This is a genomic window from Streptomyces sp. NPDC043896, assembly GCF_056435605.1.
Map to the genome: position 1 here is coordinate 1 of NZ_JBWKEE010000020.1, position 20,619 is coordinate 20,619.

23 protein-coding genes, 1 tRNA gene and 1 pseudogene are annotated in these 20,619 nt (G+C 72.1%); 14 read left to right on the plus strand and 11 right to left on the minus strand.

The window, feature by feature from the left end:
* Nucleotides 1-90: 90 nt before the first annotated feature.
* Complete coding sequence (locus tag AC069X_RS26200; protein WP_478732019.1) at nt 91-744, minus strand: TetR/AcrR family transcriptional regulator; 654 nt, start codon at nt 742-744, stop codon at nt 91-93.
* 101 nt (nt 745-845) lie between these two features.
* Between AC069X_RS26200 and AC069X_RS26205 the strand changes: the two genes are divergently transcribed.
* Nucleotides 846-1,673: an alpha/beta fold hydrolase gene (locus tag AC069X_RS26205; protein ID WP_478732021.1), complete on the plus strand. Its 828-nt coding sequence runs from the start codon at nt 846-848 to the stop codon at nt 1,671-1,673.
* Here AC069X_RS26205 and AC069X_RS26210 read toward each other — a convergent pair.
* Together AC069X_RS26210 and AC069X_RS26215 are read right to left on the minus strand one after the other, a co-directional pair.
* Nucleotides 1,665-3,014, minus strand: a complete 1,350-nt coding sequence (locus AC069X_RS26210; protein WP_478732024.1) for a chloride channel protein — start codon at nt 3,012-3,014, stop codon at nt 1,665-1,667. The two genes, AC069X_RS26205 and AC069X_RS26210, sit on opposite strands and share 9 nt — an antisense overlap.
* A complete protein-coding gene (locus AC069X_RS26215; protein WP_478732026.1) occupies nt 3,011-3,535 on the minus strand; it encodes a potassium channel family protein in 525 nt (174 codons plus the stop codon). Before AC069X_RS26215 ends, AC069X_RS26210 begins: the two co-directional genes overlap by 4 nt.
* A gap of 233 nt (nt 3,536-3,768) precedes the next feature.
* Between AC069X_RS26215 and AC069X_RS26220 the strand changes: the two genes are divergently transcribed.
* From AC069X_RS26220 to AC069X_RS26230, 3 genes are all read left to right on the plus strand, one after another.
* Complete coding sequence (locus AC069X_RS26220; RefSeq protein ID WP_478732028.1) at nt 3,769-3,987, plus strand: hypothetical protein; 219 nt, start codon at nt 3,769-3,771, stop codon at nt 3,985-3,987.
* 7 nt (nt 3,988-3,994) lie between these two features.
* Entirely contained in the window at nt 3,995-4,210 is a 216-nt protein-coding gene (locus AC069X_RS26225) for a hypothetical protein (protein WP_478732030.1), read from the plus strand.
* A gap of 718 nt (nt 4,211-4,928) precedes the next feature.
* Nucleotides 4,929-5,270, plus strand: a complete 342-nt coding sequence (locus AC069X_RS26230; protein WP_478732032.1) for a hypothetical protein — start codon at nt 4,929-4,931, stop codon at nt 5,268-5,270.
* Between the two features lie 286 nt (nt 5,271-5,556).
* Here AC069X_RS26230 and AC069X_RS26235 read toward each other — a convergent pair whose 3' ends face one another.
* The gene (locus AC069X_RS26235; RefSeq protein WP_478732034.1) at nt 5,557-5,952 is read right to left on the minus strand and encodes an HAD hydrolase-like protein; all 396 of its coding nucleotides are present in this window, start codon (nt 5,950-5,952) and stop codon (nt 5,557-5,559) included.
* A 56-nt stretch (nt 5,953-6,008) separates the two neighbouring features.
* Between AC069X_RS26235 and AC069X_RS26240 the strand changes: the two are divergent.
* Nucleotides 6,009-6,278 (plus strand): annotated as a pseudogene (locus tag AC069X_RS26240) (tyrosine-type recombinase/integrase); the annotation flags it as partial.
* Between the two features lie 160 nt (nt 6,279-6,438).
* Here AC069X_RS26240 and AC069X_RS26245 read toward each other — a convergent pair.
* Together AC069X_RS26245 and AC069X_RS26250 are read right to left on the minus strand one after the other, a co-directional pair.
* Nucleotides 6,439-6,512, minus strand: a tRNA-Pro gene (locus tag AC069X_RS26245).
* A 101-nt stretch (nt 6,513-6,613) separates the two neighbouring features.
* Nucleotides 6,614-7,552, minus strand: a complete 939-nt coding sequence (locus AC069X_RS26250) for a metallophosphoesterase (RefSeq protein ID WP_478732036.1) — start codon at nt 7,550-7,552, stop codon at nt 6,614-6,616.
* Nucleotides 7,553-7,620: 68 nt separating this feature from the next.
* On the opposite strand from AC069X_RS26250, the gene AC069X_RS26255 reads away from it, so the two are divergent.
* Nucleotides 7,621-8,082, plus strand: a complete 462-nt coding sequence (locus tag AC069X_RS26255) for a GatB/YqeY domain-containing protein (RefSeq protein ID WP_478732037.1) — start codon at nt 7,621-7,623, stop codon at nt 8,080-8,082.
* A gap of 77 nt (nt 8,083-8,159) precedes the next feature.
* On the opposite strand, the gene AC069X_RS26260 is transcribed toward AC069X_RS26255, so the two are convergent.
* Nucleotides 8,160-10,517: a transglycosylase domain-containing protein gene (locus AC069X_RS26260; RefSeq protein WP_478732039.1), complete on the minus strand. Its 2,358-nt coding sequence runs from the start codon at nt 10,515-10,517 to the stop codon at nt 8,160-8,162.
* Nucleotides 10,518-10,914: 397 nt separating this feature from the next.
* On the opposite strand from AC069X_RS26260, the gene AC069X_RS26265 reads away from it, so the two are divergent.
* Nucleotides 10,915-11,265: a WhiB family transcriptional regulator gene (locus tag AC069X_RS26265; protein WP_478732291.1), complete on the plus strand. Its 351-nt coding sequence runs from the start codon at nt 10,915-10,917 to the stop codon at nt 11,263-11,265.
* 39 nt (nt 11,266-11,304) lie between these two features.
* On the opposite strand, the gene bagB is transcribed toward AC069X_RS26265, so the two are convergent.
* Nucleotides 11,305-12,669 (minus strand): ATPase BagB, encoded by a 1,365-nt coding sequence (bagB, locus tag AC069X_RS26270; protein ID WP_478732293.1) that lies wholly within the window; start codon nt 12,667-12,669, stop codon nt 11,305-11,307.
* Between the two features lie 17 nt (nt 12,670-12,686).
* Nucleotides 12,687-13,673, minus strand: a complete 987-nt coding sequence (bagA, locus tag AC069X_RS26275) for an ATPase BagA (protein WP_478732041.1) — start codon at nt 13,671-13,673, stop codon at nt 12,687-12,689.
* 46 nt (nt 13,674-13,719) lie between these two features.
* Here bagA and AC069X_RS26280 point away from each other — a divergent pair, with 46 nt between their 5' ends.
* From AC069X_RS26280 to AC069X_RS26300, 5 genes are all read left to right on the plus strand, one after another.
* On the plus strand, nt 13,720-13,881 hold the full coding sequence (locus AC069X_RS26280; protein WP_007264966.1) for a Sp36 family protein: 162 nt from the start codon (nt 13,720-13,722) through the stop codon (nt 13,879-13,881).
* Nucleotides 13,878-14,348, plus strand: a complete 471-nt coding sequence (locus AC069X_RS26285) for a RidA family protein (RefSeq protein ID WP_478732043.1) — start codon at nt 13,878-13,880, stop codon at nt 14,346-14,348. The genes AC069X_RS26280 and AC069X_RS26285 overlap by 4 nt, the downstream gene beginning before the upstream one ends.
* 532 nt (nt 14,349-14,880) lie before the next feature.
* Nucleotides 14,881-15,789: an NUDIX hydrolase gene (locus AC069X_RS26290; protein ID WP_478732045.1), complete on the plus strand. Its 909-nt coding sequence runs from the start codon at nt 14,881-14,883 to the stop codon at nt 15,787-15,789.
* Nucleotides 15,786-16,631 (plus strand): MBL fold metallo-hydrolase, encoded by an 846-nt coding sequence (locus AC069X_RS26295; RefSeq protein WP_478732047.1) that lies wholly within the window; start codon nt 15,786-15,788, stop codon nt 16,629-16,631. Before AC069X_RS26290 ends, AC069X_RS26295 begins: the two co-directional genes overlap by 4 nt.
* Nucleotides 16,628-16,933: a hypothetical protein gene (locus tag AC069X_RS26300; protein WP_478732049.1), complete on the plus strand. Its 306-nt coding sequence runs from the start codon at nt 16,628-16,630 to the stop codon at nt 16,931-16,933. The genes AC069X_RS26295 and AC069X_RS26300 overlap by 4 nt, the downstream gene beginning before the upstream one ends.
* Nucleotides 16,934-16,945: 12 nt before the next feature.
* Here the strand turns inward: AC069X_RS26300 and AC069X_RS26305 are convergent, their stop codons facing one another.
* Nucleotides 16,946-17,749: a nucleotidyltransferase domain-containing protein gene (locus tag AC069X_RS26305; protein WP_478732051.1), complete on the minus strand. Its 804-nt coding sequence runs from the start codon at nt 17,747-17,749 to the stop codon at nt 16,946-16,948.
* 212 nt (nt 17,750-17,961) lie between these two features.
* Nucleotides 17,962-18,636 carry a Crp/Fnr family transcriptional regulator gene (locus AC069X_RS26310; RefSeq protein ID WP_007264960.1) on the minus strand — a complete coding sequence of 225 codons (675 nt, stop codon included), beginning with the start codon at nt 18,634-18,636 and terminating at the stop codon, nt 17,962-17,964.
* 181 nt (nt 18,637-18,817) lie between these two features.
* Here AC069X_RS26310 and nth point away from each other — a divergent pair, with 181 nt between their 5' ends.
* Together nth and AC069X_RS26320 are read left to right on the plus strand one after the other, a co-directional pair.
* Entirely contained in the window at nt 18,818-19,750 is a 933-nt protein-coding gene (nth, locus tag AC069X_RS26315; protein ID WP_478732053.1) for an endonuclease III, read from the plus strand.
* A gap of 141 nt (nt 19,751-19,891) precedes the next feature.
* A complete protein-coding gene (locus AC069X_RS26320) occupies nt 19,892-20,608 on the plus strand; it encodes an NUDIX hydrolase (RefSeq protein ID WP_478732055.1) in 717 nt (238 codons plus the stop codon).
* The last annotated feature ends 11 nt before the right edge of the window (nt 20,609-20,619 follow it).

Sequence of the window (20,619 nt, forward strand, 5' to 3'; positions counted from 1 at the left end):
CGGTGAGTTCCTAGACAGCTCCCACCACACCGGAGGTCTTCGTCATGTTCAAGACCTGCCGAGTGTCAACAACGCTCGTGATCAATACACCTAGAGCCCCCGCTCGATCATGGTGATCACGTCCTGGCCCGCTTCGTGCGCCTGCTCCGGGGTGACGCCCCGGAGGGGGCCGTCGATGATCAGGGAGGCCAGGCCGTGGACCGCCGACCAGGCGAGGAACTCCGCGCCCGGGCGGCGGTCGGCGGGCAGGACGCCGCTCTCCACGAGGGCGTCCAGCGAGGCGCCCAGCAGCTCGAACGGCGTGAGCCCGCCCGCCCCGGCCGCCGTGGCGTCGGCGGCGTACGTCATGTCGGCCGGGACGTGGAAGGCGGTCCGGAACCAGCCCGGCTCGGCCACGGCGAAGCGGATGTAGCCCGTCCCCACCGCCCGGAACCGGGCCCGGGCCCGCTCGGCCGGGTCCCGGGCGGGGGGCAGGCCGTCGATCTCCGCCTCCATCGCCAGGGCCACCCGGGCCATCGCGGCCTGCGAGACCCCGTGCACCAGCGCCCCCCGGTCGGCGAAGTGCCGGTAGGCGGCGTTGGGCGACACCCCGGCGCGCCGGGTGACCTCGCGCAGCGAGACGGCGTCCGGTCCGCCCTCGCGCGCCAGCTCCAGGGCGGCTTCGAGCAGGGCGCTGCGGAGGTTCCCGTGACGGTACGTGCTGCGCTTGGGCGGCATGGGCGGTTGGTTGTTGTCCGGTGCCATGGGCCTTCGTTTCCTCGTGGGATGTGGACGGCGTCAACTTCCAGGTATAGCCTATGGGGGAGATGTGGACGCCGTCCACATGACTTCAGGGGGGTCAGCTCATGCAGCACGCCGTTTCCCGCGACGGGACCGTCATCGCCTACGAACGTTCCGGTCGGGGCCCCGCCCTCGTCATCGTGGGCGGCGCGTTCCAGGTCCGCGCGGACCACCGCTGGGTCGAGCTCGCCGAGCTCCTCGGCGACCGCTTCACCGTGGTCCGGTACGACCGGCGCGGGCGCGGCGACAGCGGCGACACCGCCCCGTACGCGGTGGAGCGCGAGATCGAGGACCTGGCCGCGGTCATCGCCGAACTCGACGGCCCCGTCCGCGTGATGGGCATGTCATCGGGCGCCGTCCTGGCCCTGGAGGCGGCGGCCCGCGGCCTCCCGATCCTGGAACTGGCACTGTACGAGCCGCCGTTCGTCGTCGAGGACAGCCGGCCGCCGGTTCCGGCCGACTACATCGAACGCCTCGCGGCCCTTCTGGCGGAGGGCCGGCGCGACGAGATGGTCACCTACATGCTGACCACCGCCGTCGACGTCCCGGCCGAGTACGTGGAGGCCATGCGCGCCAACACCGCCATGTGGGGCCACTTCACGTCCGTGGCCCACACCCTCCTGTACGACGCCACGGTCGTCGGCGACACCATGGAGGGCCGGCCGCTGCCGGCGGACCGCTGGGCGGCGCTGTCCGTTCCCACCCTGGCCATCGGCGGCGGTGCGAGCGACAAGTGGCTCCAGGCCGGGGCCCAGGCCCTCGCCGAGCTGCTGCCGGCCGTCAGCCACCACACCCTGGACGGCCAGACCCACGACGTGGACCCGGCCGTCCTGGCGCCCGCCCTGGCGGAGTTCTTCGCGGAGCACGGCGCCGGCGGCCGGCCCTCAGCCTGACAGCTGCCGCCGGGGTCCGGGCACCAGCTCGGTGGTGATCAGGGCGGCCACGGCGGCCAGGATCACCACCGGGGTCATACCGGGGCTGCCGACCAGCAGGATCGCCATCACCGCGCTGCTGACCGGCAGCCGCAGCACGCTCGCCCCCGCCGCGGCCAGCCCGGCCGCCACCGCCGGCACCAGACCCAGCCCCGGCAGCGGCGCCGCCAGCACCCCGGCGGCGGCACCGAGGAACAGCGCCGGGAAGATCGGGCCGCCGCGCATGCTGCCGAGACAGAGCGCGTACCCGACGCTCTTGCACAGGAGTACGGCCACCAGCGCGCCCACGCCCCACGCGCCCGGATCGGCCGCCAGGGCGGCCATCGTGGCCTGCCCGGACGAGGCGACCTCCGTCGGGGAACGGCCCGTGACCAGCGCGTACACGGCCGCGCAGACACCGGCGCCGAGCGCGCACAGGGCCGTACGGGCGACCGGGCCCTTCGCCACGAACGCCGCCACCACCTGACCCACGCCCACCGTCTGCCGCAGTACGACCGCCACCACCACCGCCAGCAGCACCGCCCAGCCCACGTCGGCCGCGTCCAGCCGGGGCACGGGCCCGGGGAGCTTCACGGTCAGCCCGCCGGTCTGCAGACCCGTCCAGCGCCCGAACCCGGTGAACACCAGGGCGCCCAGGCCGCTGGAGAGCAGCGCGGGGAGCATGACCGCGACCAGCTGGGGCCCGCCCACGGCCACCACCTCGATCAGCAGCACGGCCGCGATCAGCGGGCTCCCGAAGATGGCGGCGATGGCCGCGGCCGCCCCGGCCACCCCCAGCAGCGCAGTGGCCTGCGGGGTGGCGGGGCCACGCGCCAGGTCCCGCAGCATCAGGGCGAAGCCGCTGCCCAGGGCGATCAGCGGAGCCTCCGGGCCCAGCACCGCGCCGAACGGCAGACTCGCCGCCGCCGCGAGCACCACACCCGGCACCACCTTGGCGGACGACCCGCCCACGGCCAGCCCGGCGGCGGGGATGTGCCCGCCGGCCCCGGGCATCCGGGCCACCACCAGACCCACGAGCGTGCCGCCGACAAGCAGCAGCGGCAGCGGCCACCACCACGGCGGCCCGTCCCAGCCCAGCGCGTGCGGCAGGCTCTCCCACAGCAGCCGCTGCAACTCGTGCAGCCCGGCGAGGAACCAGAAGCAGACCAGGGACACCGGGATCCCGACCAGGGCGCAGAGCAGCAGGATCCTGCGGTACGGAGCCGTCTTCAGCAGCCCGCGCAACACGGCCGGTTCGGACGGCTGCTCCGGCTGACCCGGCTGACCCGGCCGCGGGGGCTGGGCAGGCTGCGTCGCCGTCATGGGTCGCTCCTTTCGGGCCGTCGGGACAGCCCGGTCTGTACCGCTCCGAAGAGCACTTTCGCGACGAGCCCCACCAGGATCAGGTCGGCCACCATCTGTACGGTGGCCAGCGCCCGCCCGGTCCCGTCGGCGGGCGCGATGTCGCCGAAGCCCACGGTCGCGAACACGGTGACGGTGAAGTACAGGGCGTCCGTGCGGCTCAGCGGCTCGGAGAAGGACTCCGGCCGGTCCCGCGAGAGCAGGAAGTACGTCGCCGCGAACAGCACCAGGAACAGCGGCACGGCGGTGCCCATGGCCTCCAGCGCCCGCAGTCTCGGATGGGCCGAACGGGCGATGGCGGTGACCTGCCAGCCGACGAGGCACCCGAAGAGCAGCAGCCCCCCGGCCAGCGCCGCCACGGCCACGGCCCCGAAGCCGTAGTCGAGCGGGGCCACGTAGTACAGGCAGGTCAGCAGCACCCCGGACCCGCACGCCCGCAGCAGGTGCCCCACCACCGCCGCACGCCCGGAGCCGCCGCCCATGCCCGCTCCTCACCGCCGCCTGGCCCTCCCCGCATTCCAACACCCCCACCCCCACCCCGCACCTCACACACCGCCACCCGACGGACCTGGCCGTGCGTCCCTGACGGAGTAGTCGGCCCACAAGCCGATCTGATCACTCTTCGTAGTGGATCTGCGCGGACAGGAGAGCCCGGGAACGGTCCGGAGGAGTTCGGCCCTCTGCGAGGACAACTCCGCTCAGAAGGGCACCAGAGATGACCCGCCGTCATGCCGGCGGCCGCCGCGCTCGTGGCTCCACCCCGGTGGCCACCTTCGACTGCCCGGTCGGGGGAGTCACCGAGCACAACGAGTGCGAGATCCACCCCATGCGGAACAACGCCCCCCAGACGCTTCCCCGCTACGGCAAGGCGTGCGCCCACCTCAACATCAACGGTGTCCGGCGCGTCAGCCAGTGCCACCACATCACGAAGTGAGCCGCACATGACCACCCAGCCCGCCCCCGAAGACCCGGCCCGGGAGAGCAGGCGCCGCCGGGCCGGCATCGTCGCCTTCTGTGTCGGCGCAGCCGCATCCCTCGGCTTCTTCGCGTTCTTCCCCGGGCTTCCCCACGTGATCGACTGGGGTGCGATCCTCACGTCCCTCGTCGTCGGCGCGCTGGCCCGCCGGCCCTGGCGAAGCCGAGCCGCGAAGAGCTGACAGCCCTCGGGGCGACCGGGACGGCTCCCACGCTCGAAGCCGGGCGCAAACGCCAGTCAGGGTCCTGATCCGCTTCCTCGGACCAGGCCCCTGACCTGGTCTTGCTCTGTCCGGCTGGCGGGCTTTGAACCCAGGACCTCTTCGTCCCAAGTCAACTCGGCTGCCACCCGGAGCAGGGTCGATCGACCCTCTCACCTGGGGAGATAGCTGGCTGGCGTCCGTGGTCGTCCGCCGCTGTACGCCCCCGTTGTCACTCAGTTAGACACTCGCCTGGCACAGTTCGCGTCGCTCCGGCTGGCTAGCGGACGTAGGAGAGCACCACCACCGCAACCACCAGGAAACCGAACCACAGCGGGACACCAGTCTTCGTGAACCGCCCTCGACTGTCCCTGGGCTGCGGTCGTCGTCGCCTCGCCATCCCCACCTCCTCGCCGGGCCCCCATCAGGCCCTGGACACAGGGTGCTGAAGGGAGCCAGGCGCCGGCAGGCGTACAGAGGTTGCTTCGGGAGCACCGCAGCCGCACCACGCACCACCTGGCACATCTATCGATCTGGACCGCGCGTCACACGCAGCGACGGGGCCTGGGAACCACCGCTGGCGTCAGTTTCGGTCGTTGCGCGGCTCCGGAGGCTCGTTATCGGACGGGGTGGCTGCTCACGTTGCGGTACCGCACTGCTCCACCGCAGTATCCCCGTGGGGGTGGCTATGGAGCGGGATGTGCTGGAGCGGCTGTTGACGGGTGGCGATGAGGGCTCTGCAGCCGCTCTTGCTGCCCTCCGCAGCGGCGCCACCTACGAGCTGTGGGAGGGGACGGTTCCCGTAGGGCGGCCCCTCGGGGTCTTTGGACGCCGACTTCAGCGCATGCGGCTGCACGGCGTCGAACCTCTCGGGCTGGAACGAGCATTGCAGCTCCTCCGCGAGCATGACCGCCCGGTGCGCAGAGGGGCGATCGATTTCACCGATCAGGGGTGGTATTTCCTGCTCTTCCTCACCGACGACAGCAGCGCCCTGGTGGCCTGTGCCGGCATACCCTTCCCGCTGGTGGGCTCACCGTCTTAAGAATGCGAACTACCCCTCGTGGTGGGTAGACCGGCAGCCGCCACGCCCCCCAACTCTTATCCCGTCTGCCGTCGACCCACACGTATGTGGAGCGGGCGCGGTGCGCCCGGTGCCGTGGTTGCTCGGCTTGTCCTGGGTCGACGGCAGACGGGATGGGAGTTCCCCCGCCTCAGCCCCCTTCGGCCGGCACTCGCGAGTGGCGCCCCCGCCATCCCGGAGCCTGAGCGCCCCCGCCGGAGGCATGCTTGGTGAGAGGCGGATCCAGCGGCCCCGCTTGGGGCTCAGCTCATGCCCTTGGGCTATCCCGTCTGTAGGGGCGGGCGTCGGCGCAGCGCGCGCGGAGCGGGCCGAAGGCAGGAGCGTCGCGCAAGAGCGGAGCCGGGTGCTTGATGAGGTAGAGAAACCTGTAACAGGTCCGCGTGGCTCCTACGGCTTGGCCGTGGGGAATGTGTCGGCGCTGGGCTGCATGGCGTCGGCTCCGGCTTCGGCGAAGAGCGCGGCCTTGTGGGCTAGTTGGCGTGGGTGATGACCGTGCGCCGGCTGCGTGAGCGGCCTGGACGTCGGTGAGTGAGTCACCAATGAGGGTGCAGTCTTGTGCCCCCACCCGCGCCCACTCCGCCGCCATGGTGATCGGGACGGGGGCTGTAGCGGAGGGGGCTCCGGCAGTGTTCCGGTCGACCACCGGGACGTGCTCCCAACCGTGAATCCCCAGGAAGCGCTGGACGCCCGGCAGGCCTAATGCAGCGCCTTCAGGACCGACTCAGGGTCGCCGTCGTAGACAGGGTGAGGCTCGTCGGGGTCTCCTCCGCGACCTGGACACAGCTGGACTCGACCAACGTCCGTGGGGCCTTCCGGCAGGCCATCGCCGGCGCGGAGGAGATCGACGCGAAGGAGTGGACCCCGCGTGAGCTACGGCACAGCTTCGTGTCGCTGCTCTCCGACAGTGGGGTCCCGCTGGAAGAGATCTCCCGGCTCGTGGGCCACTCGGGGACGGCCGTCACAGAGGCGGTTTACCGGAAGCAGGTCCGGCCCGTGATCCAGACCGGAGCGATGGCCATGGACGAGATCTTCAAGACCGTCCGCACCCGTAGTCACTCAGTTGGTCACTCAACGGAAACAGGTCAGGCACCTAGGAACGTTCCTAGGTGCCTGACCTGGTCTTACTCTGTCGGGGTGGCGGGATTTGAACCCACGACCTCTTCGTCCCGAACGAAGCGCGCTGCCAAGCTGCGCTACACCCCGATCGTCGCCCTGAAGTGTTGCTGTCCTGGCGACATCGATTACTTTAGCGGACCCTCGCCCTGAGACGAAATCCGGTTTTCACGAGGCCCCGGGCCGGGTGGTCAGGCCTTCGGGGCCAGGGTCAGGAGGGTCGCCTCCGGGGGGCAGGCGAAGCGGACCGGGGTGAAGCGGTTGGTGCCGCAGCCGGCCGAGACGTGCAGGTAGGAGCGCTGCCCCTCGGCCTCGTACGTGGACAGGCCCTTCACCCGCTTCGTGTCGAGGTCGCAGTTGGTGACCAGCGCCCCGTAGAAGGGGATGCACAGCTGCCCGCCGTGGGTGTGCCCGGCGAGGATCAGCGGGTAGCGGTCGGCGGTGAACGATTCCAGTACCCGCAGGTACGGGGCGTGCACCACGGCCAGGGAGAAGTCCGCGTCCGCCTCCGGGCCGCCCGCGACGTGCTCGTAGCGGTCCCGCTTGATGTGCGGGTCGTCCAGCCCGGTGAAGGCCAGTTCCAGCCCGTTGACCTTCAGCCGGGCCCGCGTGTTGGTGAGGTTCAGCCAGCCCGCCGCGTCGAAGGCGTCCCGCATGTCCTCCCACGGGTTGTGGACGGCGCCGACGACCGGCTTGTTGCCGTTCAGCCCGTGCCGGCCCTGCGCCTTCTCGATCAGGTAGCGCCCGGGGTTGCGCAGCCGCGGCCCGTAGTAGTCGTTCGACCCGAAGACGTACACCCCGGGGAAGTCCATCAGCGGGCCCAGCGCGTCGAGCAGCTCGGGCACGCCTTCCGTGTCGGAGAGGTTGTCGCCGGTGTTCACGACGAAGTCGGGGCGGAGCCCGGCCAGCGACTGGAGCCAGGCGCGCTTCTTGCGCTGCCCGCCGACCATGTGGATGTCGGAGACCTGGAGTACGCGCAGCGGCCGCATCCCGGCCGGGAGCACCGGCACCGTGATCCGGCGCAGCCGGAAGGAACGGGCTTCGAAACCGGCGGCATAGGCCACACCTGCGGCCCCCACCGCCGCGATCGAGGCGGTCACCTTCAGGGGGACTCCGTAACGCGCGCGCATGCCCCCATCGTCGCAGACCGGGAAAACCGGTGGGCGCCGCAGCCCCCGCACCTGGCAGACTCAGGGGCATGACCACGCTCAAGGCCAAGCTCCAGGAAGACCTCACCACCGCCATCAAGGCGCGCGACGAACTCGGTTCGTCCACCCTGCGCCTGACCCTCTCCGCCATCACCAAGGAGGAGGTCGCGGGCAAGGAGGCGCGCGTGCTCTCCGACGAGGAGGTCCTCAAGGTGATCGCCAAGGAGGCGAAGAAGCGCCGCGAGGCCGCGGAGGCCTTCGCCCAGGGCGGCCGCGACGAGCAGGCCGCGCGGGAGACCGCGGAGGGCGAGTTCCTGGACGCGTACCTGCCCAAGCAGCTCGGCGACGACGAGCTGGCCGCGATCGTGGCGCAGGCCGTCGAGGAGGCCCGGGCGGCGGGTGCCGAGGGGCCGCGCGCCATGGGCGCCGTCATGAAGATCGTGAACCCGAAGGTGGCCGGTCTGGCGGACGGCGGCCGCGTCGCCGCCGCCGTCAAGAAGCAGCTTTCGTAAGGACACGTCGAGGTACGCAGAAGGGGAGGGCCCCGGCCGGTGATCCGGCCGGGGCCCTCCCCTCTTTCCGCCCGCTGCTACGGGGTCGTGCCGCCGCCGCCCGTCGGGCCCGGGACCACCGGGACCTCGGGGACCGGGTTGACCGGGACCTCGGGGAGCTGGCCGCCGCCGCCCACGGCCGCGCCGCCGGTCGCGGTGCCGCCGGAGGTGGTGCCGCCGGGCTTGTTGTCACCGCCGGGCTTGGTCGGCTTCCCGGGCTTGCGCGGGGTGGTGGGCGGCGGGGTCGTGCTGCCCCGGCCGCCGGTGCCGCCGGTGACGCCGCCGGTTCCGGTTCCGGTACCGCCGCCCCCGACCGAGGGCTCCGGGACGCTGACGCCGACGAAGTTCGGGGCCTCGCGGCCGGCGAGCGCGCCCGAGACGGCGTCCTTCCAGATCGGGCCGGGCAGACCGCCGCCGAAGACCTTCGGGTAGTACTGGCCGCCGATGGTGATGTCCTCCATCGAGATCTTCTTCGAACCGCCGGAGCCGACCCACACCGCGCCCGACATGTTCGGGGTGTAGCCCACGAACCAGGCGTTGTAGCGGTTGTCGGTGGTACCGGTCTTGCCCGCGTTGTCGCGGTCCGTCAGACCGGCCCGCTCACCCGTACCGGAGTCGACGACCCCGCGCAGCAGGTGGTTGATGGTGTCGGCGGTGTCCTGGGACATCGCCCGGTCGCACTTGGTCTTCGGCACCGCGAGCGCCTTGCCGTGCGCGTCGGTGATCGACTCCAGGGCGATCGGGGTGCAGTAGACGCCCCGGTTGGCGAAGGCGGCGTACGCGTTGGCCATCGTCAGCGGGGACATCTCGGCGGAGCCGAGCGCGATGGACGGCTCCTCGGGCAGCTTGACGCCGCTGGCCGGGACGACACCGAGCTTCTGCGTCATCTCCGTCACCGGGCAGAGCCCGATGTCCGAGATCATCTGCACGAAGTACGTGTTGATGGACTTCTCCATCGCCGTCTTCAGCGCGTACGGGCCGACTTCGTCCCGCGTCTCGTTCTCGGCGGTCTGCATCTTGCCGTTGCCGACCGGCAGGTTCTGCCAGGCAGGGCCGGAGCAACGGGACACCGGGCTCGGGTACTCCATCCTGTTCGGGGACGAGTAGACCTTCGTCGGCGCCATGCCCTGCTCTATGGCGGCGGCCGCGATGAACGGCTTGAACGTGGAGCCCACCTGGAAGCCGAAGTTGGAGCCGCCCATCCGCTTGTCCACGGAGTAGTTGATCTGCGTCTCGTTCTTCCCGAAGCCGTACGGCTTCGACTGGCCCATCGCGAGGACCTTGCCGGTGCCCGGCTGGACCATGGTCACGGCCGTGGCGATCGAGTCGTCCTCGTTGACGTGGTCCTTGATCGAGGCGTTGGCGGCCTCCTGCGACTGCGGGTCCAGGGTCGTGCGGATGGTCAGGCCACCCTGGTTCCAGACCTTCGCCCGCTCCTCGCGCGTCTTGCCGAAGACCGTGTCGTTCAGGAAGGTGGCGCGCACGTAGTCGCAGAAGAAGCCGGCGCCCTTGACCGCGGTGATACAGCCGTTCTTGGGCCGGGTCACCTTCAGCGTGACCGGCTTCGCCTTCGCCTCGTCCGCCTCGGCCTGCGAGATGTCCTTGACGTCGGCCATGCGCTGGAGCACGACGTTGCGGCGCTTCATCGCCTCCTGGCTGTCGTTCACCGGGTCGTACCGGCTCGGCGACTGCACGAGGCCGGCGAGCAGCGCCGACTCCTCCAGGGTCAGGTCCTTGGCGGGCTTGCTGAAGTAGCGCTGGGAAGCGGACTCGATCCCGTACGCGCCCTGCCCGAAGTAGGTGATGTTGAGGTAGTTCTCGAGGATCTTCTTCTTGCCGAGCTCCTCCTCGACCTGGATCGAGTACTTGAGCTCGCGGATCTTGCGGCCGAGGCTCTTCTCCTGGGCCTCGCGGACCTTCGTCTCGTCGTCGCCGGCTTCCTCGACGAAGACGTTCTTCACGTACTGCTGCGTGAGCGTGGAGGCGCCCTGCGCCGCCCCGCCCTCCTGTGCGTTGCGGTTGACGGCCCGCAGGATGCCCTTGAGGTCGACCGCGCCGTGCTCGTAGAAACGAGAGTCCTCGATGGCGACGATCGCCTTCTGCATGTACGGCGACATGGCCGTGAGCGGCACGACCTGCCGGTCCCGCGAGTAGACGGTGGCGATCAAGCCACCCTCGGCATCCAGGATCGTGGTGCGCTGGCTCAGCGGAGGCGTCTTCAGATTGGCCGGGATCTCGTCGAAACCCTCGACCGTGCCCTTGGCAGCGAGGCCCAGCGCGCCGGCGCCCGGGATCGCGATGCCGGCAAGAACGACTCCGGAGAGAACCGACACCCCGAGGAACTTGGCGGCCTGCTGCGGCCCCGTCAGCCCTGCGCCCGAGCGCTTCTTTCCCATAGAGGGCAGCCTACGTTCTCATTCGCCGGACACGCGCGAATGCCTTGGCCTAAGCTGTCCCCAACTGTCACAGCAGTGCGGTGCGACATCAACCCCTCGGCTTGATTTTCACCCTTCCCGAATGGGGTGGACTCATGTCCGAATCCCGCCCTTCCCCCTGACGGCCGCTCACCGGCGCTTCACCGATTTCACCCGAATCGCCGGAATGGCCGGGCATGTCGCCGGATCACTCCGTCGGGTGATCTGCCGCTTACCCATAGTCCGTTCGGACCATTCAAGATTGGGCCCGTCGGGGGTGTTGCACTGTGTCCTCCTTCCGTAACGTCCTCAACTGGCAGCGGTGAATATGCCGCTACCGCCGTGGGGGAGCCTCGATTCGGGAGAGGACGGCACCGGGATGGGCTGGGTTACCGACTGGAGTGCGCAGGCAGCCTGCCGCACTACCGATCCGGATGAACTGTTCGTTCAAGGAGCGGCACAGAACAGGGCCAAGGCGGTGTGCACCGGGTGTCCGGTGCGGACCGAGTGCCTGGCCGACGCACTCGACAACCGCGTCGAGTTCGGAGTGTGGGGCGGCATGACCGAGCGGGAACGACGCGCCTTGCTGCGCCGGCGTCCCACCGTCACCTCGTGGCGACGGCTGCTCGAAACCGCCCGCACGGAGTACGAGCGCAGTACGGGCATCCTCACCGTGGATGTCGACGCGGAGATCGGCGTGTCGTACGAGACCTACGCGGCAGCCGGGTAACCACCCGGGCGCCGCGTCGGCACCCCGTCGTACGTACGCCTACGCTCCGGCCGGCACCCCGGCCGCGAGTCGCTCTCCAATGGCCCGCAGCCCGGCGAGGTCGTGCACATCGCCGGGCAGGGCGGCCACTTCGGCCACCGCCACCTCGGGGTGCAGAGAGGTGAAGCGATCGCGTGTGCGCTGCTCACGCGCGATCACCTGCATCCGCTCGGCGTGCAGGCGCAGCAGTCCTGCGGTGATCTGGTCCACGTCGTCCACGTTGCCCACCGTGTCCGTGTCGTCCACCGTGTCCACGTCGGTCACGCCGTCCACGTCACTCGCGTCGTCCACAACGGTCGCATCGGTCGTGCCGTCCGCGTCAGCGGTCGTCCCGTCCCCGCCGGCCACGCCGGGAGAGCCGTCCTCGGCGGCGTCACGAAGTCCAGCTTTCCCGGACTCCTGATCGACAATGCCGCCTTCTTCAAGATTCTCTGCGGCGGCCAGCGCCCGCTCCGCCGACAGCTGTTCCGCGTCGCTCCCGTGCACCCGGTTCAGCACCAGGCCCGCCAGCGGCATCCGCTCCTCGGCCAGCCGCTCCACGAAGTACGCCGCCTCGCGCAGCGCGTCCGGTTCGGGAGCCGCGACCACGAGGAAGGCCGTACCGGGAGCCTGGAGCAGCCGGAACGTCGCGTCCGCGCGCGTCCGGAAGCCACCGAACATCGTGTCCATCGCCGCCACGAAGGTCTGCACGTCCTTCAGCAGCGAGGCGCCCATCAGCTTGCTCAGCGTGCCGGTCATCATCGACATGCCGACGTTGAGGAACTTCATCCCGGCCCGGCCGCCGACCTTCGCCGGAGCCATCAGCACCCGGATGAACTTCCCGTCCAGGAACGACCCCAGGCGCTTCGGCGCGTCGAGGAAGTCCAGCGCGGACCGGCTCGGCGGGGTGTCCACGACGATCAGGTCCCAGTCGTCCCTGGCCCGCAGCTGCCCCAGCTTCTCCATCGCCATGTACTCCTGCGTGCCCGCGAACCCGGCCGACAGGGACTGGTAGAAGGGGTTCGCCAGGATCGCCCGCGCCCGCTCGGCGTCCGCGTGCGACTCGACGATCTCGTCGAACGTCCGCTTCATGTCCAGCATCATGGCGTGCAGTTCACCGCCACCCGTGCTGTCGCCGGCCTCTATCCCCGGCACCCGGCGCGGGGTGTTGTCCAGCGAGTCGATCCCCATCGACTGGGCCAGCCTGCGCGCCGGGTCGATGGTCAGCACCACCACCCGCCGCCCGCGCTCGGCGGCTCGTACGCCCAGCGCGGCCGCGGTGGTGGTCTTGCCGACCCCGCCCGCGCCGCAGCACACGATGATCCGGGTCTCCGGGTCGTCCAGCAGCGCGTCGACCGCCAGCCGCTGCGGAGTGTCCAGCCCCATGCTCTGCCCGCCCTCGCTCATTCGGCGTCCACCTGCTTGCGGAGCTCCGTCGCCAGCTCGTACAGCCCGGCCAGCTCCATCCCCGAGCCGAGCAGGGGGAGTTCGTACGTCGGCACGCCCAGCCCCGCCAGCACCGCGCGCTGCTCCCGCTCCAGCTCCACCCGGCTCGCGTGTTCGGCCGCCTGCGTCAGCAGCGGCTCCACCAGCCGCTCGGCCAGCCCGCCCCGCCGCGCCCCGCCCAGCCCGGCCCGGGACAGGGCCTTGGCGATCTCGGCCCGGCGGCCCTCCGCCGCCGCGCGCAGGGTGTCCTCGTCGAGGTGGTGCGGGCGCACCATGTTGACGATCACCCGGCCGACCGGAAGCCCCGCCTCCACCAGCTCGTCGATTCCGTCCGAGGTCTCCTGGACGGGCATCTCCTCCAGCAGGGTCACCAGGTGCACGGCGGTGTCCGGGGACTTGAGCACCTTCATGACGGCCTGCGCCTGGTTGTGGATCGGCCCGAACCGGGCCAGCCCCGCCACCTCGTCGTTGACGTTCAGGAAGCGGGTGATCCGCCCGGTCGGCGGAGCGTCCATGATCACGTGGTCGTAGACGTACCGCCCGGCCTTGTCCTTGCGCCGTACCGCCTCGCACGCCTTGCCGGTCAGCAGGACGTCCCGCAGACCCGGCGCGATCGTCGTCGCGAAGTCGATCGCGCCGAGCTTCTTGAGGGCGCGGCCCGCCGAGCCGAGCTTGTAGAACATCTGGAGGTAGTCCAGCAGCGCCCGCTCGGCGTCGATCGCGAGCGCGTACACCTCACCCCCGCCGCCGCCGGGCGCGACGGCGATCTTCCGCTCCTCGTAGGGGAGCGCTTCCGTGCCGAAAAGCTGTGCGATGCCCTGCCTGCCCTCGACCTCCACGAGAAGAGTCCGCCTGCCCTCGCGCGCGAGGGCCAGCGCGAGTGCCGCGGCGACCGTGGTCTTGCCGGTGCCGCCCTTGCCGCTGACCACCTGGAGCCTGCTCACAGCGTCCGAGCCTAACCACTCCCGCTCAGGCGTTACGCTCGCCCCCATGACCAAGAAGTTCGAATACGCGACGGTCCCCCTGCTGGTTCACGCCACCAAGCAGATCCTGGACACCTGGGGCGAGGACGGCTGGGAGCTCGTCCAGGTCGTGCCCGGCCCGAACAACCCCGAGCAGCTCGTGGCCTACCTCAAGCGGGAGAAGGCATGAGCGGCGCCGTCGAGGCCCGGATCGCCGAGCTCGGCCTGACCCTCCCCGAGGTCGTCCCGCCGCTGGCCACCTACCAGCCGGCGGTCCGCTCGGGCGCGTACGTGTACACCGCGGGCCAGCTGCCGATGGTGCAGGGCAAGCTCCCCGTCACCGGCAAGGTCGGCGCCGAGGTCTCCGCGGAGCAGGCGAAGGAACTGGCGGCGACGTGCGCGCTGAACGCGCTGGCCGCCGTCAAGTCCGTGATCGGTGACCTCGACCGGATCGCCCGTGTCGTGAAGGTCGTCGGCTTCGTCGCCTCGGCGCCGGACTTCACGGCGCAGCCGGGCGTGCTGAACGGTGCGAGCGAGCTGCTGGGCGAGGTGCTGGGCGACAAGGGCGTGCACGCGCGCAGCGCGGTCGGCGTGGCGGTCCTGCCGCTGGACGCCCCGGTCGAGATCGAGATCCAGGTCGAGCTGCTGCCCGCCTGACCGCGAGTGACCCCGCGGGACCCCGTCTGATCCCACGTGACGCGCGGTCCGTGCCGCTGCGCGGGCTCGCCCCTCCCCGCCCTCCAACCGTTCCCGCCTCGGCCGTCGGCGCGGCCCGAAGTGCGCTGCGCGCACGCAGGCCCGCACGTGCGAGCCGAGCCCGGCCGACTCCAGCCCCCCGGCGTTCGCGTCGGGGTCCGGGGCGGGGCCCCAGGGTCCGGGCCCACCGGCGTCTGAGGTGCGGGTCCGGGGCGGGCCCCAAGGTCCAGCCCCGCCGGCGCTTGAGGTGCGGGTCCGGGCGGAGCCCGGGGAACGGTGGAAGGGCGGGTAGGGGACCTCGCCCCGCGCAGCGGCGAGCCGCAGCCGCCCGCCCCGGAGTCCGCGCCGCGGCACGGCGGCTTGCCCGGCCCGGCCAGGGCCGGGCAGCGGAGGGGGCCTGGATCCGCCCTCCCAGGGCAGCGGCCCCGTCCAAGATCCGCCCGGCCAGGGCAGGGGCCTCGAACATCGGGCCGGATGGCCGTAGCATCCCGCCATGCCGAATGGTCAGCACGGTCAGCCCTCGCCCAGCCAGCCGCCCGCCGGAGGGCAGTGGTACCCCCCGGAGTGGCCCGACCGCATCCGCGCGCTCGCGGAGGGGTCCCTCACCCCGGTGGAACCCAGACGTGCGGCCACCGTGATGCTGCTCCGTGACACCCCCGCCGGCCCGGCCGTGCACATGCTGCGCCGCCGCTCCTCCATGGCCTTCGCCGGTGGCGCGTACGCCTACCCCGGCGGCGGCGTCGACCCCCGCGACGAGGACCGCCTCATCGGCTGGGCCGGACCCGGCCGGGACCTCTGGGCGCGGCGCCTCGGCACGGACGCCGCCACCGCGCAGGCGATCGTCTGCGGGGCGGTGCGCGAGACCTTCGAGGAGGCCGGGGTACTGCTCGCGGGCGAGACCCCCGACACGGTCGTCGGCGACACCACCGGCGACGACTGGGAGGCCGACCGCGAGGCGCTCGTGGCGCGCGAGCTGTCCTTCGCCGAGTTCCTCGACCGGCGGCGGCTGCTGCTGCGCTCCGACCTGCTCGGGGCGTGGGCCCGGTGGATCACCCCGGAGTTCGAGCCCCGCCGCTACGACACCTGGTTCTTCGTCGCCGCCCTCCCGGAGGGCCAGCGCACCCGCAACGCCTCCACCGAGGCCGACCGGACCGTCTGGATCCGCCCCGCCGACGCCGCCGCCGGGTACGACAAGGGCGAGCTGCTGATGATGCCGCCGACCATCTCGACGCTGCGCTCTCTGGAGCCGTACGGGAGCGCCGCCGAGGCGCTCGGCGCGGCCGGCGAGCAGGACCTCGCCCCGGTCCTGGCCCGGGCCGCGCTGGAGGACGGCGTACTCGTGCTCAGCTGGCCGGGGCACGACGAGTTCACGAAGCGAGTGCGCCCGGGAGGCAACGCATGACCGACGCCGCAGCCCTCCCGGGCCAGCCCCGGGGGACCGTTTCCTCCGGGCCGGCCACGGCCCGCGCGGTCAACGTCCTGGCCCCCAACGCCTCGGCCATGACCCTGGACGGCACCAACACCTGGCTGGTCTCCGAGCCCGGCTCGGAGCTGGCCGTCGTCATCGACCCCGGCCCCCTCGACGAGGGGCACCTGAGGGCCGTCGTCGCCGCCGCCGAGCAGGCCGGCAAGCGGATCGCGCTGACCCTCCTCACCCACGGCCACCCCGACCACGCCGAGGGTGCCGGCCGCTTCGCCGAGCTCACCCGTACGAAGGTCCGGGCCCTCGACCCGGCGCTGCGCCTCGGCGACGAGGGCCTGGCGGCCGGGGACGTCATCCGCACCGGTGGCCTGGAGCTGCGCGTGGTGGCCACCCCGGGGCACACCGCCGACTCGCTCTGCTTCCACCTGCCGGCGGACCGGGCCGTGCTGACCGGCGACACCGTCCTGGGCCGCGGCACGACGGTCGTCGCGCACCCGGACGGCCGTCTCGGCGACTACCTGGACTCCCTGCGCCGGCTGCGCTCCCTGACCGTCGACGACGGGGTCCACACGGTGCTCCCGGGGCACGGGCCGGTTCTGGACGATGCCCAGGGGGCCGTCGAGTTCTACCTCGCCCACCGCGCCCACCGCCTGGCGCAGGTCGAGACGGCCGTGGAGAACGGCTTCACCACCGCCGAGGCGGTCGTCGCCCAGGTCTACGCGGACGTGGACCGCTCCCTGTGGCCGGCGGCCACGTGGTCGGTCCGGGCGCAGCTCGAGTACCTTCGTGATCACGGACTGATCCCGGGGGGACCTGAATGAACACGCTGTTCGTGCTGCTCGCGGTGGTCGCGACGGCCGGATGGGTTACCTCCACCCTGAACCTCAAGGTGCGGGCCCTGGAGGACAAGGCCGACCGGCTGGAGCGCAGGCTGGGACGGGTCCTGGAGCACTTCGGCATCGAGGAGCCCGAGCCGGCCGGCATGGACGAGGTGCGGGCCCTGGTGCGCGACGGCCGGACGATCTCGGCGATCAAGGTCTACCGGCGGATCACGGGCGCGGGCCTGGCGGAGGCCAAGCGGGCGGTGGAGTCCCTGGAGGAACCGGCCGCCCCCAGGGCCTGACCCCCGCCACCCCTACCCGCGCGGCGTCTTCGTCCCGTGCCGGGCCGTGTACTCGTCCGCGAGCCACGGTCCGAGGTCGTCGAGGTAGGCCCGCGCCACGGCCGGGTCGTCGACGGGCTCCAGGGCCACGGCGGCCGCCCGGCGGACCTGCGCGGCGCGCTGCGGGTAGTAGGAGCCGAAGACCTCCGCGGACTCGGTGAGGTCGCTGGTCCAGCCGCCCCACCGGGGCATGACCAGGGTGAACGCGGTCCGCACCAGGTGGCGTGAGAAGAATCGGTTCATCCGGCGGAACTCGGCGGGCTCCGACGCGGCCTCGAACCGGGCCCGCCACTGCGGGAGCAGCGCGGCCAGGTCGCCGTTGGACTCCCGGGCGAGGAGGCTGTCGGGCCGGTAGCGGGGCAGGTGCTCGGCCAGGTCGTCGCCGAGCAGCGGGGTGCACAGGCAGGCCAGGAACCAGCCCAGGTCGTAACGTTCCTGCTCGCTCAGCAGCCGCTCCTTGCCGTACAGCAGGATGCCGACCCCGTCGATCTGCGGGAAGTCCTGGTCGAGCCCCCGTCCGAGCACCTCGGTGGTGTCCCGGTCCTCGTCGCCCGGCTCCCGGTGCAGGGCGATCAGCAGGTCGAGGTCGCTGCGCCCCGGGCGGGCCGTCCCGCGCGGTACGGAGCCGTAGAGGTACGCGCTGTGCAGCCGGCGCCCGTAGGCCTCCGCGATGCGGGCGCGGGCGGCCGCGACCAGGTCCGCGAACTCGGGCTGGACCCGCCCGAGGGACCCCTCCCGCTCGATGTACCCGTACGCGTCCAGCCCTCTGTGTTCCATGGGCTTACTGTGCACGTCGCGGGGCCCGGGCCGCCGCAATTTACGGCCGGGCCGCTGTGTCCGCCGCTGTGTCCGCTCCTGGGCCGCCCGGCGGGCCGACCGGCCCTCCCGGACCCGGAGAGGGTCCCCGGGCCCCGGAGAGGGCCCGGGAACGCGCGGAGGGGCCCCGTCCGCACCCGGACGGGGCCCCTCCGCGCAACTGCTCCAGCCGGTCAGCGCGAGCGCTTGGCGAGCCGCTCCACGTCCAGCAGGATCACGGCGCGCGCCTCCAGGCGCAGCCAGCCGCGGCCCGCGAAGTCGGCGAGGGCCTTGTTCACGGTCTCGCGGGAGGCGCCGACGAGCTGGGCCAGCTCCTCCTGCGTGAGGTCGTGGACGACGTGGATGCCCTCCTCCGACTGCACGCCGAAGCGGCGCGACAGGTCGAGGAGCGCCCGGGCGACACGGCCGGGGACGTCGGAGAAGACCAGGTCGGACATCTGGTCGTTGGTCTTGCGCAGGCGCCGGGCGACGGCGCGCAGCAGCGCGGTCGCGACCTCGGGCCGGGCGTTCAGCCACGGCTGGAGGTCACCGTGGCCGAGGCCGAGGAGCTTGACCTCGGTCAGCGCGGTGGCGGTGGCGGTGCGCGGACCCGGGTCGAACAGCGACAGCTCGCCGATCAGCTCGCCGGGGCCGAGGACGGCCAGCATGTTCTCGCGGCCGTCGGGGGAGGTGCGGTGGAGCTTCACCTTGCCCTCGGTCACGACGTACAGCCGGTCGCCGGGGTCGCCCTCGTGGAACAGGGCGTCGCCGCGTGCGAGGGTCACCTCGGCCATGGAGGCGCGGAGCTCCGCGGCCTGCTCGTCATCGAGCGCCGCGAAGAGCGGGGCGCGCCGCAGAACGTCGTCCACGAGTCTCTCTCCTATGTCGACCAGCCAGTGGGGACCGCTCCCCATTTTGCCGGACGGCTCAAACAGTGCGATCAATCACAAGGATGCCGGACGGATGGGCGTGCTGTGCGGCGAGAGGCCAATCGGGGTGGTGTTACCTGAGGTCCGGGCGGGTGACAGCGCCCGGCCTTAGGCTGGCCGGGTGTCCAATAAGCCGGTGAGAGCACAGGCCAAGGGGTCCGCGGGAGTGACGGCGACCCAGAATTCAGCCGTGGGCGAACAAGCCTCCGCAGCGGTGCCCGAAAAGGTGCGACCTGCCCCGTTGGGCAAAGGTTCGGCCAAGAAACCCGCGGCGCCGAAGCCGGAATCGCGCCTGGCGATGGTCCGCCGGGCCCGCCGCATCAACCGCGAGCTCGCGGAGGTGTACCCGTACGCCCATCCGGAGCTGGACTTCCGCAACCCCTTCGAGCTCCTGGTCGCCACCGTGCTCTCCGCGCAGACCACCGACCTGCGCGTGAACCAGACGACCCCGGCCCTCTTCGCCGCCTACCCGACCCCCGAGGACATGGCGGCGGCCGTGCCCGAGGAGCTGGAGGAGATCATCCGGCCGACCGGGTTCTTCCGGGCGAAGGCGAAGTCGCTGCTCGGCCTCTCGCAGGCGCTGCGCGACGACTTCGGCGGCGAGGTGCCGGGCCGGATAGAGGACCTGGTCACCCTGCCCGGGGTCGGCCGCAAGACGGCCAACGTGGTGCTGGGCAACGCCTTCGGGGTCCCCGGGATCACCGTCGACACCCACTTCGGCCGGCTCGTGCGCCGCTTCAAGTGGACCGAGCAGGAGGACCCGGAGAAGGTCGAGGCGGAGATCTGCGCGATCTTCCCCAAGAGCGAATGGACGATGCTCTCCCACCGCGTCGTCTTCCACGGCCGCCGGATCTGCCACGCCCGCAAGCCCGCCTGCGGCGCCTGCCCCATCGCCCCGCTCTGCCCCGCCTACGGAGAGGGCGAGACGGACCCGGAGAAGGCGCAGCGGCTGCTGAAGTACGAGAAGGGCGGCCAGCCGGGCCAGCGCCTGAGCCCGCCCCCGGACTACCCGGGTCTCCCGGCCCGGCCGCTGGGAGCCCCCACGCAGCCCTGAGCGGCGGCGGCACGGGCGCCGGCGGCGGCCGGGGGCGCGCGCCGGCCCGGCCTCGCGCCCCCGGCGGAACGAAACGGGAACCGGACCGCGTTCAGCGGTGTGGGAGACGGTGTTGACGGAAGATCGCGGACAGGGGTGCCCATGACGCGCGGTACGCAGGACGAGACCACGGCAGCCGCCCGCGAGGGCGCCGCCCCGGCCCTCATGACGGCCGGCCTGCCCGCCTGGCTCGACCCCGTCGTGGCGGCCGCACGCAGTGTCCGGCCCCGCCAGCTCAGCCGCTTCCTGCCCCCCGAGGACGGCGGGGGCCGTCAGTCCGCCGTGCTGGTCCTCTTCGGTGAGGGCCCGCGCGGCCCGGAGCTGCTGCTCCAGGAGCGCGCCGGCAGCCTCCGCTCGCACGCCGGCCAGCCCTCCTTCCCCGGCGGCGCCCTGGACCCGGAGGACGGCGACCCGCAGACCACCGGCCCGCTGCGCGCCGCCCTGCGCGAGGCCGAGGAGGAGACCGGGCTGGACCCGGCCGGCGTCCAGCTCTTCGGGGTGCTGCCCCGCCTCTACATCCCGGTCAGCGAGTTCGTCGTGACCCCGGTCCTCGGCTGGTGGCGCGAGCCCTCGCCGGTCGGCGCGGTGGACCCGGCGGAGACGGCCCGCGTCTTCACGGTGCCCGTGGCGGATCTCACGGACCCCGCCCACCGGGTCACCGTGGTCCATCCGCGCGGGCACGAGGGGCCCGGTTTCACCGTGGAATCGGCCCTGGTCTGGGGGTTCACGGCAGGCGTGATCGACCGGATCATCCACTTCTCGGGCTGGGAGCGACCGTGGGACCGCTCACGTCACGTCCCGCTCGACTGGCACGCATGAGACGGTGACCC

What these genes read in the sequence shown, in the direction of transcription:
- AC069X_RS26200 (WP_478732019.1), bottom strand. Translation starts at nt 744, where the DNA reads ATGGCACCGGACAACAACCAACCGCCCATGCCGCCCAAGCGCAGCACG.
- AC069X_RS26300 (WP_478732049.1), top strand. Translation starts at nt 16,628, where the DNA reads ATGAACACGCTGTTCGTGCTGCTCGCGGTGGTCGCGACGGCCGGATGG.
- AC069X_RS26290 (WP_478732045.1), top strand. Translation starts at nt 14,881, where the DNA reads ATGCCGAATGGTCAGCACGGTCAGCCCTCGCCCAGCCAGCCGCCCGCC.
- AC069X_RS26210 (WP_478732024.1), bottom strand. Translation starts at nt 3,014, where the DNA reads ATGACGGCGACGCAGCCTGCCCAGCCCCCGCGGCCGGGTCAGCCGGGT.
- AC069X_RS26265 (WP_478732291.1), top strand. Translation starts at nt 10,915, where the DNA reads ATGGGCTGGGTTACCGACTGGAGTGCGCAGGCAGCCTGCCGCACTACC.
- AC069X_RS26260 (WP_478732039.1), bottom strand. Translation starts at nt 10,517, where the DNA reads ATGGGAAAGAAGCGCTCGGGCGCAGGGCTGACGGGGCCGCAGCAGGCC.
- AC069X_RS26205 (WP_478732021.1), top strand. Translation starts at nt 846, where the DNA reads ATGCAGCACGCCGTTTCCCGCGACGGGACCGTCATCGCCTACGAACGT.
- AC069X_RS26250 (WP_478732036.1), bottom strand. Translation starts at nt 7,552, where the DNA reads ATGCGCGCGCGTTACGGAGTCCCCCTGAAGGTGACCGCCTCGATCGCG.
- AC069X_RS26285 (WP_478732043.1), top strand. Translation starts at nt 13,878, where the DNA reads ATGAGCGGCGCCGTCGAGGCCCGGATCGCCGAGCTCGGCCTGACCCTC.
- AC069X_RS26220 (WP_478732028.1), top strand. Translation starts at nt 3,769, where the DNA reads ATGACCCGCCGTCATGCCGGCGGCCGCCGCGCTCGTGGCTCCACCCCG.
- bagB (WP_478732293.1), bottom strand. Translation starts at nt 12,669, where the DNA reads ATGGGGCTGGACACTCCGCAGCGGCTGGCGGTCGACGCGCTGCTGGAC.
- AC069X_RS26255 (WP_478732037.1), top strand. Translation starts at nt 7,621, where the DNA reads ATGACCACGCTCAAGGCCAAGCTCCAGGAAGACCTCACCACCGCCATC.
- AC069X_RS26305 (WP_478732051.1), bottom strand. Translation starts at nt 17,749, where the DNA reads ATGGAACACAGAGGGCTGGACGCGTACGGGTACATCGAGCGGGAGGGG.
- AC069X_RS26295 (WP_478732047.1), top strand. Translation starts at nt 15,786, where the DNA reads ATGACCGACGCCGCAGCCCTCCCGGGCCAGCCCCGGGGGACCGTTTCC.
- AC069X_RS26225 (WP_478732030.1), top strand. Translation starts at nt 3,995, where the DNA reads ATGACCACCCAGCCCGCCCCCGAAGACCCGGCCCGGGAGAGCAGGCGC.
- AC069X_RS26215 (WP_478732026.1), bottom strand. Translation starts at nt 3,535, where the DNA reads ATGGGCGGCGGCTCCGGGCGTGCGGCGGTGGTGGGGCACCTGCTGCGG.
- AC069X_RS26320 (WP_478732055.1), top strand. Translation starts at nt 19,892, where the DNA reads ATGACGCGCGGTACGCAGGACGAGACCACGGCAGCCGCCCGCGAGGGC.
- AC069X_RS26280 (WP_007264966.1), top strand. Translation starts at nt 13,720, where the DNA reads ATGACCAAGAAGTTCGAATACGCGACGGTCCCCCTGCTGGTTCACGCC.